The sequence below is a fragment of the Paenibacillus sp. FSL R7-0272 genome (assembly GCF_037969905.1).
Taxonomy (GTDB): Bacteria; Bacillota; Bacilli; order Paenibacillales; family Paenibacillaceae; genus Paenibacillus; species Paenibacillus polysaccharolyticus.
In genome coordinates this window covers 4,226,851-4,239,324 of sequence record NZ_CP150221.1, presented here as the reverse complement: position 1 = coordinate 4,239,324, position 12,474 = coordinate 4,226,851, and the positions used below count along the sequence as shown (strand labels likewise).

Sequence of the window (12,474 nt, the reverse complement as noted above, 5' to 3'; positions counted from 1 at the left end):
AGGAGTGGGCAAGATATGGAATTTACGAAAATGCACGGACTAGGCAACGACTTTATCGTTGTATTTGGTGAAAAACAGCTTCCAGCAGATGCGGCTGAACTTGCGGTAAAATGGTGCAATCGGTTCTTCGGTATCGGAGCAGATGGTCTGGTTTATATACTGCCTTCGGAGAAGGCGGATTTTCAGATGCGCATCATGAACTCGGACGGTTCTGAAGCGGAGCAATGCGGCAACGCGATCCGTTGTGTGTCCAAGTATGTATATGACCATGGGCATGTTGATCGCGAGCAGATTACGATTGAAACGATTGGTGCAGGGGTTCAACCTGTAACTCTTAATATCCGGGATGGCAAGGTAGAGACCGTAAGGGTAGACATGGGCGAGCCGATTCTGGATGGTCTTCAAGTACCTACCACAGTGGATGCGAATCCGGTGGTCAATCACAACATTGAAGCGAATGGACATGCATTCAAATTCACAGCGGTGTCTATGGGCAACCCTCACGCGGTCATCTATGTCGAGGATGCGGTGAATTTTGATCTGACAACATGGGGGCCATTGCTTGAGGTTCACCCGATGTTCCCGAAAAAAATTAATGTTGAATTCGCAACGGTACGCGACCGCGGGTATGTAGACATGCGTGTATGGGAGCGTGGCGCTGGTCCGACACTGGCTTGCGGAACAGGCGCTTGTGCAACGCTGGTATCCTCTGTACTGAATGGTCATACAGATCGTACTGCGGTAATTAGCCTTAAAGGCGGGGATCTGAACATTGAGTGGAACGAGGCGGATAACCACGTCTATATGACGGGACCAGCCGAAGTTGTTTTCAAAGGATTTACTTCATAGTTTCTTGAAAAAAAGTAGAAGGTTACACGGAAGAGGCCTGCAGGGCCTCTTTTTTTATCCAAATTAGACAAGATGTTACATGCTGTCCGGTCATCAAGGACGAATTCAGCACATATTTCGCAGGAATGTCCACTGGAGTCGGACATACAGTAAATACCTGTGTTTTTCTTCGTTTTTAAGCATTTTTTGTGTTACATTAGTATGAAAACGATCACAGTCAGGCGGGGGGAAACGGGATGAAGGCAGATTTACGTACAGCGATGAAGCAACGTGTCCTTGTTGGGGATGGGGCCATGGGGACATTTCTATATCAAATGGGATTTCCGGTAGGGATATCTTATGAAGAGTTGAACTTAATTTCACCTGAAGTTGTGGCTGATGTGCATCGTCGTTATCGTGATGCAGGCACGGATATATTCGAGACCAATACGTACTCGGCTAACTTTGACAAGTTGTCTAAATTTGGGCTAGAGTCCAAAGTGGAGGATGTGAACCGTGCGGGCGTACGCATCGCGAAAGAAGTGGCAGGGGCAGAGGGCTACGTTCTGGGTGCAGTAGGTTCGATTCGCGGCGGCAAACGGACAAATGTGTCTACTAGTGAATTGAAACGCTTCTATCAACAGCAGATTTTTGCGTTACTAGACGAAGGCGTAGATGGCATCTTGCTTGAAACGTTCTATGATATCGAAGAGATGGATATCGCTCTTTTGCAGGCCCGCAAGCTGAGCGACCTGCCTGTGATTGGACAATTCGCGGTAGAGGATGTAGGCCATACGCTGGACGGTTACACGATGCCTGAAGCATTTCGTATCATGCGCGAACAGGGGGCTGACGTCATCGGTTTCAATTGCAGGTCTGGTCCGAACGGGATCATGCGTGCGATGGAAACCGTTTCTGGACGTATCGGTGTTCCGATGTCCGTATATCCGAATGCGGGTGCGGCGGACTATGTGGATGGTCAGTTCCGTTACGGTGCAACACCAGAGTACTTTGGTCAGACTGCAATACAGTTTGCGGATCTTGGTGCACGTATTATCGGCGGTTGCTGCGGTACAACGCCGGATCACATCACTGCGATTAAAGAAGCGCTTGCGGATTACGTACCTCAGCCGATTGCTGAACCTGATCCTGCCGAGATTACGTCACGCATTGTACTTCATGAGAATGTGGATGAACGCGCAGGACGAGGGGGCCAGCCAACCATTGTTGATCTGGTCAAACAACGCCACACGGTCATTGTAGAGCTTGATCCCCCGCGTGATCTGGATATTGCCAAGTTTATGAAGGGTGCCGAAACATTGAAAGCGGCAGGGGCGGATGCCCTTACGCTTGCTGACAACTCCCTTGCTGTAACACGTATGAGTAATATGGCACTCGGACATCTGGTGCAGGATCGCACAGGACTTCGTGCACTTGTGCATATTGCCTGCCGTGACCGTAACTTGATCGGAACTCAATCCCATATGATGGGATTTGATGCACTCGGCATTAACCATGTGCTTGCCGTTACGGGCGACCCTGCAAGGTTTGGTGACTTGCCTGGTTCAAGCTCCGTGTACGATTTGACATCGTTTGAAATCATAAGAATGATTAAACAACTGAATGATGGTGTAGCCTTTTCGGGTAAACCGTTGAAACAGAAAGCCGGCTTTGTTATTGGAGCGGCCTTCAACCCGAACGTGAAACATCTGGACAAAGCGGTACAAAGGCTTGAGAAGAAAATTGCCTCCGGGGCAGACTATATTATGACTCAGCCGGTGTATGATCCGGAATTGATCGTGGCGATGCGTGAGGCAACCAAACATCTGGACATTCCTATTTTCATCGGTATTATGCCACTTGCAAGCGGCCGAAACGCAGAGTATCTGCACAATGAGGTTCCAGGTATCCAGCTTTCCGATGAAGTGCGTTCACGGATGGCAGGACTGGAAGGTGAAGAGGGGCGTGCCATGGGAGTGACGATTGCAAAAGAGCTACTGGATGTAGCTACAGAGCACTTCAAGGGCATCTATCTGATGACTCCGTTTATGTTCTATGGCATGACGGCAGAACTGACTCAATACGTCTGGGAGAAATCGGAGCATCAATGTCCTACTTGTTTCAACCCTAATAATCAATTACAATAGTAAAACGGATGTGATGCCGATGTCATTCAGTATGACCGGATACGGTCAATCCGCCTTTCATTTTGGCGGCTACAAGGTACAATTGGAGATCAAATCAGTCAATCATCGTTATTGCGAAGTGATGATGCGTTTGCCGAGAGAGTGGACGTATTATGAAGATGGTTTGAGAAAGATCGTACAGGGCCGCTTGAAGCGTGGGCGGATTGATGTTTATGTAATGAAAGAAAAAGAGGAAGACCAGGCTCTCCCCGCTGTTCTGAATGAGCAGGCGGTCAGGGCCTATCTGCAGGCTGCAGAGCGGCTTGAGTCTCAATTTGGAATGCAGGGCAAGCCAAGTATTGTGGATATGCTAGGTTTGCCGGATGTCATGGTTCAACCGGATGGGACAAGCCCCATCCAAGAGGAACAAAAAGACGAGTGGGAGCAGGTTCTGCAGGCTGGGTTGAACGAAGCTCTGTCCAGTTTGGAGCAGATGCGCGCTCGTGAAGGTCTTCATCTGGCCAATGATCTGGAACGGCGGATTACCCGTCTGGAGTCACTACACACCGAGATGCTTGCACTTGCACCCACTGTGGTGAGCGATTACCGCAACAAGTTGAGACAGCGTCTTACGGAGTTACAGGAGGACGGCTCTTTCCCTTTTGATGAGCATAAATTGGGTATGGAAATCGCAGTCTTTGCTGATCGTTCCAACATTGAAGAGGAGCTTACGCGTTTACTCAGCCACTTTGGACAATGTAGAGAATTGTTGAAGAGCGAGGAATCGGTAGGCCGCAAGTTGGACTTCCTGATTCAGGAGATGAATCGCGAGGTTAATACGATTGGATCAAAAGCCAACCACTTGGCTCTGGTGAACCGTGTTGTCGAGATGAAAGCGGAGCTGGAGAAGATTCGTGAGCAAGCGGCGAACATCGAATGAACGGCTAAATTTCGGCAAAAGAGTCGCATGTATAGGGGGAAGAACCTGATTATGGCAATCAAACTCATTAACATTGGATTCGGTAACATCGTATCGGCGAACCGGATTATATCCATCGTGAGTCCGGAATCGGCGCCGATCAAGAGAATTATACAAGAGGCTAGAGATCGTCACATGCTGATTGATGCAACGTATGGAAGACGTACACGTGCCGTAATCATTACGGATAGTGATCATGTTATTCTGTCTGCAGTTCAGCCTGAAACGGTCGCCCATCGTCTTTCCTCGAAAGATGATGATAACGACGAATAAAATGGAGTGTAATATGTCTAAGGGATTACTGATAGTGTTGTCCGGCCCATCTGGGGTCGGGAAGGGTACAGTATGCAGTGCGTTGCGCCAACGGGTGCCGAATCTGACTTATTCGGTTTCAGCAACCACTCGTCAGCCACGTTTGGGTGAAGAGCATGGAGTGAACTATTTTTTCCACTCTCATGATGAGTTTTTGAGAATGATTGCCGAGGATCAACTGCTGGAACATGCAGAGTATGTGGGCAATTATTACGGCACTCCGCGTAATTTTGTGGAGAAAACGATCAACGAAGGCCGAGATATTATCTTGGAGATTGAGGTTCAGGGTGCACTTAAAGTGAAGGAGAAATTCCCTGAAGGAATTTTTGTTTTCCTGCTTCCTCCTTCTTTGGATGAGTTGAAGGATCGTATTCAAGGACGGGGCACGGAAAGTCAAGCGACGATTGATCACCGGATGTCTGTAGCAGTCGATGAGATCAATCTGCTCGAGCACTATGACTATGCCGTGGTTAATGATGAGATTGATTCGGCTTGCAAACGAATAGAAAGCATCATTATCGCCGAACATTGTAAGATCAATAAATAATCCCTTTTGCCGCCGCGTACAGCGATATTCATGGGGCAGTTGTCATATCATGTTAAGGTTGAGGTTCATTCTGGACTGCTGCTTCTACGTGAGGACACGCAACATCAGGTTCTGTCCGGCGGCAACTTGTGATTATACTAAAGCAAAGAGGTGTTTTGTTAATATGCTGTATCCTTCAATTGATGAAATGATGAACAAAGTTGACAGCAAGTATTCCCTGGTTGTTGCTGCTTCCCGCCGTGCGAGACAGCTTCGTGAAGGCGAAAAAACAGAGCTGAGAAACGCAAAGTCCCATAAACAGGTTGGCGTTGCTTTGGAAGAGATTTATGGTGATCACCTTGTTGTGATTAAAGGGCAGGACGAAGAAGAAGAGTAAGCCCCAGGGCTGCTCTTCAACTGCATACGGCGATAGCCGAAATCATTTTGACAACCGAAAGGTTGTTATTTTTTTACGAATAAGCCTTGATCATATAGATGAACTTGTATTGAACTTGTATTGATGTCTTAACATTATCGGGGGATATTGAACATGTTGAACGGTAAAAAAATCGTGCTTGGCGTAACAGGGGGCATTGCAGCTTATAAAGCAGCAACATTATGCAGCAAACTGGTGCAAAAGGGAGCGGATGTTCACGTCATCATGACCGCTTCGGCGACACAGTTTATTACCGAATTAACGCTGCAAACGTTGACCCGAAACGCAGTATATACAGATACATTCGATGAACGTGAGCCAGCGGTGGTCTCTCATATTAATCTCGCAGACATGGCTGATTTGGTGCTGGTCGCTCCGGCAACAGCGAATGTCATTGCCAAGATGGCACACGGGATGGCTGACGATATGCTAACTACGACCCTGCTTGCTACTACTGCACCAGTGATGATTGCTCCTGCCATGAATGTGCACATGTATGATCATCCGGCGGTGCAACACAATATGAATCTGCTGGCTGAACGGGGCACATTGATGATTGAACCGGGTGAAGGACTTCTGGCTTGCGGATATGTAGGCAAGGGGCGCCTGGAAGAACCGGAGACCATTGTGGATGTGGTAGAGCGTTTTTTTGCACAGCGTGGTGCGGTATCGGTAAAACCTTCAGAACAGACCTGGTTTACAACTGTTGCACAAGGTGGTGCGCAGCCAGGAACTCAAGAGTCGTTGCACAGCGTGATGTTAGGGCAGGATTCGCTCTTAAATGGTAAAAAGGTCGTGGTTACCGCTGGCGGTACGATCGAGCGCATTGATCCGGTTCGTTATATTACGAATGATTCATCCGGAAAAATGGGATTTGCCATCGCCACTGTTGCACGGGATCTTGGGGCTGATGTGAAGCTTGTTATGGGGAATACACAGGCACAGCCGCCAGAAAATGTAGAGATCATACCTGTACAGTCTGCCCAGGACATGTATGAGGCAGTATCCCGTGAGTGGGATGGTGCGGATATCGTCATTAAGGCAGCCGCTGTGGCTGATTATCGCCCGAAAGAAGTTTACATGGAAAAAATCAAGAAAAAAGGCGACACGTTGTCGCTCGAACTTGTGAAAAATATAGATATTTTGGAGACGCTGGGTAAACGGAAAACCCATCAGTATTTGATTGGTTTTGCTGCCGAGACCCAGTCGCTCGAGATGTATGCACGTGAGAAACTGGAACGGAAAAATTGTGATCTGATCGTAGCCAATGATGTCACCCGTTCGGGAGCAGGATTTGGAACAGACACCAATGCGGTGCATATTTATGACCGTGATGGGTTGGTAGAGGAGCTTGAGCTGATGTCCAAGGAAGAAGTGGCACATCGTTTGCTCCGAATTGCGGCGGAGCGCATTGCCGGGAGGAATTAGAAGATGGAGATTGCCAAGGTCATTGTCGATGTGCCTGTGAAGCAGACCGACCGGCCTTTTGATTATCTGGTGCCCGACTCCATGAAGGAATGGATTGAGGTGGGGAGCAGGGTAGGTGTACCTTTTGGACATCGCACCGTGCAAGGGTTCGTCGTTGATCTGGTTCCCCGTACGGGAGAAGAATCATTTAAGCTAAAACCTATTCAGGAGCTACTGGATATCGTGCCGCCACTATCGAAGGATCTGGTGGAACTGGCGGAATGGATGAGCGAGCGATATGCGAGCAATCGGATTCTGTCCTTGCAAGTGATGGTGCCAACCGCGCTGAAAGGAAAAGCGGAGCGCTACATTTCGCTAGGTGATGCACTAGATGGACATGTTGGAGGTGAATCTTCTAACGAGGACGTTCTGTTTATGTGGGGAGAGGAATCGACAACCGAGAAGGTAAAGCAGGATATTATCCGTTTTGTCAAAAGCCGTGGGCAGGTTCCGCTGCAACAATTAAGCCGAAAATACCCCAACCATGCAGCCTTGATCAAAAAGCTGTTGCTCGGCGGTGTGCTTTTGGAAAGTCAGGCGATTAAGGATAAGCTGAATAAAAAAACGATGAAGTCCGTGAATCTGGCTGTGGATATCGCTGTCGCGGAAGAAGCGTTGTCTTCGTTCCCGTCAAAAGCACAACGGCAGAAGGAAATTCTTTCTTTTTTGCTGGAAATGAAGGATTTGCTGCCCATGCCTTTGAAGGAAGTATTGTCTACGCTTCAAGTTTCGGCAGCAACGATCAAGGGGCTTGAGGAAAAAGGCTTGGTTGTAACAGAGGATGTAGAAGTGTTCCGTGATCCGTATCAGGGCAGACGTTTTAAACCGACAGAACCACTGAAATTGACAGACGAGCAACAAGGCGTATACAGCAGTATCAACGGCCGGTTGCAGGAACAGCGTCATGGTGTGTTTCTTTTGCATGGCGTTACCGGAAGCGGTAAAACGGAAGTATATCTGCAGACGATTCAGCAGTGCATCAATCAGAACAGACAGGCCATCGTGCTGGTGCCGGAGATTGCTCTTACTCCACAGATGGTGGAGCGCTTCAAAGGACGTTTTGGTGATCAGGTTGCGGTCATGCACAGTCGTCTTTCCGGCGGTGAACGTTATGATGAATGGCGCAAAATCCGGGAGGGTCAGGTGAAGGTAGCGATTGGTGCGCGCTCTGCGGTGTTCGCTCCGTTCAGCCGTCTGGGACTGATTATTATGGATGAAGAACATGAGACTTCCTATAAACAGGAAGAAACGCCGAAATACCATGCGCGTGATGTAGCTGTCAAAAGAGCGCAACAACATCAGGCCGTGGTGGTTCTGGGTTCAGCCACGCCCTCGCTGGAAAGTTATTATGCTGCGCGTTCGCAAAGCAATGATGATTTTGCTCCTCTCTTGCTTGAAATGCCTACAAGGGCGCTTGGCAACAATCTGCCAGCTGTAAGAATCATCGATATGCGTGAAGAACTGAAGGATGGCAATCGTTCCATGTTCAGCAGAGCGTTACACAAAGGGTTGGAAGAGCGCTTGGAGCGCGGAGAACAGACGGTGCTGCTACTGAATCGGCGCGGATATTCAACCTTTGTGATGTGCCGAAGCTGTGGATATGTGGCGGGCTGTCCTGAATGTGACATCTCTTTGACATATCATCAGCGTTCCAACAATTTACGCTGTCACTATTGCGGGTATGCAGAAGCGGCGCCCGAAACGTGCCCGGATTGTGGAAGTGAGCATATTCGCTACTTTGGTACAGGAACGCAACGGGTTGAAGAGGAACTGGCCAAGCTGTTTCCAGGGATACGGGTAATCCGTATGGATGTGGATACAACAACGGAGAAAGGCGCGCATGAGAAGCTGTTAAAACAGTTTCGGGAGAAAAAAGCCGATGTGTTACTTGGAACCCAGATGGTTGCCAAGGGGCTCGATTTCCCTGATGTGACGCTCGTTGGAGTCATCACCGCGGATTCAGCTCTTAACTTGCCTGATTTCCGTGCTGCCGAGAAAACCTTCCAACTGCTGACACAAGTGGCAGGCCGAGCGGGTCGTCATCAATTACCGGGTGAAGTATTTGTACAGTCTTACACGCCAGAACACTACTCCATTGGACACGCAAGCCAGCATGACTATGTATCCTTTGTGAAGGAGGAATTGCTACATCGGAGAAATTTACAGTATCCGCCATACTGTCGCCTGATTCTGGTAACCTTCTCCCATGAACAACTTCCTGTACTGATTCGATTGGCTGAAAACTATACCCGATTGCTGAAAGAAAAGGCGAATGCTGATGGATGGCTGGGCAGTCTGGACCGTTTCAGTAACGAAGCCTTTGATGTGCTTGGGCCTGTAGCTTCTCCAATTCCAAGGATCAAGAATAGATACCGATTCCAATGTATGATAAAATGGCGTGGGGATGTGGATGCCATCGGTCTGGCTCTGGCAACGGCCCGGCACATGGACGATGATGTTCAGGCCCAGAAGCTGCTCATTAGCCTTGATGTAGATCCGCAGATGTTAATGTAGACATTTTATAGCATTTTGATGCGAAAATGTGGATGTGAACAAGCGGTATAAACATAGATTAAATGAACAACGAAATAGAGATTATTGACTAGAAACTATGATGAGAATTGGGAAGGTGCTTACAACATGTCGATTCGTATTATCGTTAAAGAACCAGATGAGGTGCTTCACAAAAGAGCCAAGGAAGTTACCAAAGTTACACCTAATGTGCAAAAGTTGCTTGATGATATGGCAGACACGATGTACGACGCAGAAGGGGTAGGTCTTGCAGCTCCGCAAGTCGGTATTTTGAAACGTTTGATTGTGATTGATGCAGGAGATGAGCAAGGGCTGATCAAAATGATTAACCCGGAGATCATTTCCAGTGAAGGAGAACAGTTCGGACCTGAAGGATGTCTGAGTATTCCTGGAATTAACGGTGATGTTCGTCGTTTTGAGACAGTGACCGTTAAAGGTCTCGATCGTGAAGGTAAAGAGTTGATTATTACAGGAACCGGTTTGCTATCCCGTGCGTTTCAGCACGAAATTGACCATTTGGACGGTGTGCTCTTCACAGATATCGCTGAAAAAGTATATGAAATTACCCCAGAGCAAACTGGACCGCGTCGCAATTAAGGAGTGATCGATTTGAATATTGTCTTTATGGGAACACCTGAATTTGCCGTTCCTTCTCTGGATATGTTGATGGCGGAAGGATACCATGTGGTAGGCGTGGTAACACAGCCGGATAAACCGCAGGGAAGAAAAAAAGTGCTTACACCTACACCGGTTAAGGCCGCAGCTGAACGCCACGGTCTGCCGGTGTTTCAGCCTGTCAAACTTCGTGATCCGGAAGCGGTAGCCCGCCTTGCGGAATGGAAACCGGATTTGATCGTCACTGCCGCATTTGGACAGATTCTTCCCAAAGCGGTGTTGGATATGCCGGTTCGCGGCTGTGTGAACGTGCATGGATCTCTTCTGCCTAAATATCGCGGAGGAGCTCCGATACAACGTTCTATCATTAACGGAGAATCCGTCACAGGGGTCACGTTGATGTATATGGCAGAAGGTCTGGATACCGGGGATATGATCTCTCGTGTGGAAGTACCAATCACGGATGAAGATACATCCGGCACGATGTTTGCCAAATTAAGTGAGGCCGGCTCCAAGTTGCTCCAAGCGGAGATGCCACGTCTCATCGCAGGCGAAACGACAGCTGTTCCACAGAATGATGAGGAAGCTTCCTATGCTCGTAATCTGACACGGGAAGACGAGAAGATGGACTGGAATCGTACATCCCGTGAATTGTTCAATCAGATTCGTGGTCTTGTTCCTTTTTCGGGTGCATTCACGATGTGGGATGAACAGGTATTTAAAGTTTGGGCTGCGTGCAATCCAGATCAGGTGGCGAATGAAGCTTCATCTGTTTCAGATGCTGGACAAGCCGAGCCGGGAACCGTGTTGCAATTGAACAAATCAGGTATTGAAATCAAGACAGGTAATGGTTCTTTGTGGCTAACGGAAGTCCAACCTGCTGGCAAAAAAGTAATGCAAGCCGCTGACTTTGCTCGCGGTGGAACATTGAAACCTGGCATGGTGCTGCGATGAGTACTTCAAGATCAGGACATTCTTCAGGAAAAGAACGCAAAGGAGCAGGCAACGGAAACGCAGGAGGCCCCGCGAATCTTCGTCAGACTAGCAAAGGTTCTTCTGCTAAGGGAAGCCAGACTCATGATCGTTCGCAGAAACCGAAGACATCTGCTCGTGCACTCGCTGTCAAGGTACTGAGTGCGGTGGAGCAGGACGGAGCATACAGCAATCTGGAACTGAACCGCCGTCTCAAAGAAGCAGATCTTAGTTCTGCTGATGCAGGACTCGCTACGGAACTGGTATATGGAACGATTGCAAGACGAAACACGCTTGATTATTATCTGGAGCGTTTTGTTGCCAAAGGAACAGCAAAGTTACAGCCTTGGGTGCGTAGTTTGCTTCGGATCAGTGCGTATCAATTGATCTACCTGGATCGAATTCCGGAACATGCCGTCGTCAGCGAAGCAGTGAACCTGGCTAAGAAACTTGGTCATCAGGGAATCTCAGGTATGGTTAACGGTGTGCTGCGGAATATGATTCGAAACAAGGAGCAGTTGCATGTTCCCTCGCATCTGCCGGTAGCTGAACGGATCTCACTGGAGCATTCTCACCCGCTGTGGATGGTGGAGCGGTGGATTGCTCAATATGGGGAAGAGACAACTGAGGCCATCTGTCGTGCGAATAATGAACCTCCAGCAGTGAGTATACGTGTGAATACGACGATGACAACACGGGACAAGCTGATGGAGGAAATGGTAAGCTCGGGAGCTGTGGTTGAAGCTTCGCATCTTAGCCCAGATGGCATTCTGGTTCGAAGCGGTGGCAATATGGCTCTAACGTCCTGGTACCGCGATGGGCTTTTCTCGGTTCAGGACGAAAGTTCTATGCTGGTCGCCGAAGCCGTAGCGCCGGAAGAGGGACAAAAGGTGCTGGACTGTTGTGCAGCACCTGGCGGCAAGACAGCTCATATCGCAGAGAAAATGCGGGACCGTGGACGCATTATAGCTAACGATGTTCATGCCCATAAACGCGAGCTTATTTTGGATCAGGCTGAACGTCTTGGATTAAGCTGCATTGATGCGGTAACCGGGGATGCGCTTGATCTAGACAAGCGATATGCCGAGTCTTCGTTTGACCGGATTTTGCTGGATGCACCTTGCTCAGGTCTAGGAGTCATTCGTCGCAAGCCGGATGTGAAGTGGACTAAATCCTCATCCGACATCGAAGATATCTCCAGTTTGCAACGAGAACTTCTGGATTGCGTTGCGCCATTGCTCAAACCGGGTGGCATTTTGGTATACAGCACGTGTACCATTGAATCGGCAGAGAACGAGGATATGGTAGCGGACTTTTTGGATCGTCATCCAGAGTATAAGGCTATCGAAACATCCGCATGGTCACAGCCAGGAAGCAGGGAATGGAAGGCTGTGAATGGTGGTGTTCAGATTTTGCCACAATACGCTCACAGTGACGGTTTCTACATCGCAAGGTTGACAAAAACGGTCAATTAAACGTTTAATAGAGCACTAAAGGAAGGCCGCCGAGGAAAACCCTCGGCGGATTTCTTTGTGAGAGGCCACTTGGTGATTACTAACTCGTTTATAAAACGATGTCAGGATGCGATGGTAACAGTGAGATGTTATAATGCATGAAGAACGGGTCTCCAGGGTATACATGGATGTAAAGTGCCGTTTGTGATAGAATAGGACGAATGCAG

At 48.6% G+C, this 12,474-nt stretch carries 11 protein-coding genes; all 11 read left to right on the top strand.

The window, feature by feature from the left end:
• The first annotated feature begins 15 nt into the window (after positions 1-15).
• The 11 genes from dapF (at position 16) to rsmB (ending at position 12,268) form a co-directional block, all read left to right on the top strand.
• Positions 16-849: a diaminopimelate epimerase gene (dapF, locus tag MKY23_RS18820; RefSeq protein WP_221789055.1), complete on the top strand. Its 834-nt coding sequence runs from the start codon at positions 16-18 to the stop codon at positions 847-849.
• 236 nt (positions 850-1,085) lie between these two features.
• A complete protein-coding gene (locus MKY23_RS18815) occupies positions 1,086-2,975 on the top strand; it encodes a bifunctional homocysteine S-methyltransferase/methylenetetrahydrofolate reductase (RefSeq protein WP_154888309.1) in 1,890 nt (629 codons plus the stop codon).
• A gap of 19 nt (positions 2,976-2,994) precedes the next feature.
• Entirely contained in the window at positions 2,995-3,894 is a 900-nt protein-coding gene (locus MKY23_RS18810; protein ID WP_090923645.1) for a YicC/YloC family endoribonuclease, read from the top strand.
• 51 nt (positions 3,895-3,945) lie between these two features.
• Complete coding sequence (locus MKY23_RS18805; RefSeq protein WP_006209218.1) at positions 3,946-4,206, top strand: DUF370 domain-containing protein; 261 nt, start codon at positions 3,946-3,948, stop codon at positions 4,204-4,206.
• 13 nt (positions 4,207-4,219) lie between these two features.
• Entirely contained in the window at positions 4,220-4,792 is a 573-nt protein-coding gene (gene gmk, locus MKY23_RS18800; RefSeq protein WP_154888312.1) for a guanylate kinase, read from the top strand.
• Between the two features lie 163 nt (positions 4,793-4,955).
• Positions 4,956-5,168, top strand: coding sequence for a DNA-directed RNA polymerase subunit omega (gene rpoZ, locus MKY23_RS18795; RefSeq protein ID WP_090923643.1), 213 nt, complete (start codon positions 4,956-4,958; stop codon positions 5,166-5,168).
• 153 nt (positions 5,169-5,321) lie between these two features.
• Complete coding sequence (gene coaBC, locus MKY23_RS18790; RefSeq protein WP_221789056.1) at positions 5,322-6,635, top strand: bifunctional phosphopantothenoylcysteine decarboxylase/phosphopantothenate--cysteine ligase CoaBC; 1,314 nt, start codon at positions 5,322-5,324, stop codon at positions 6,633-6,635.
• A gap of 3 nt (positions 6,636-6,638) precedes the next feature.
• Positions 6,639-9,188 carry a primosomal protein N' gene (gene priA / locus MKY23_RS18785; protein ID WP_339831376.1) on the top strand — a complete coding sequence of 850 codons (2,550 nt, stop codon included), beginning with the start codon at positions 6,639-6,641 and terminating at the stop codon, positions 9,186-9,188.
• 126 nt (positions 9,189-9,314) lie between these two features.
• The gene (gene def, locus MKY23_RS18780; protein ID WP_154957711.1) at positions 9,315-9,803 is read left to right on the top strand and encodes a peptide deformylase; all 489 of its coding nucleotides are present in this window, start codon (positions 9,315-9,317) and stop codon (positions 9,801-9,803) included.
• Positions 9,804-9,815: 12 nt separating this feature from the next.
• Positions 9,816-10,775, top strand: coding sequence for a methionyl-tRNA formyltransferase (fmt, locus tag MKY23_RS18775; protein ID WP_339831374.1), 960 nt, complete (start codon positions 9,816-9,818; stop codon positions 10,773-10,775).
• A complete protein-coding gene (gene rsmB, locus MKY23_RS18770; protein WP_339831371.1) occupies positions 10,772-12,268 on the top strand; it encodes a 16S rRNA (cytosine(967)-C(5))-methyltransferase RsmB in 1,497 nt (498 codons plus the stop codon). The genes fmt and rsmB overlap by 4 nt, the downstream gene beginning before the upstream one ends.
• Positions 12,269-12,474: the final 206 nt, after the last annotated feature.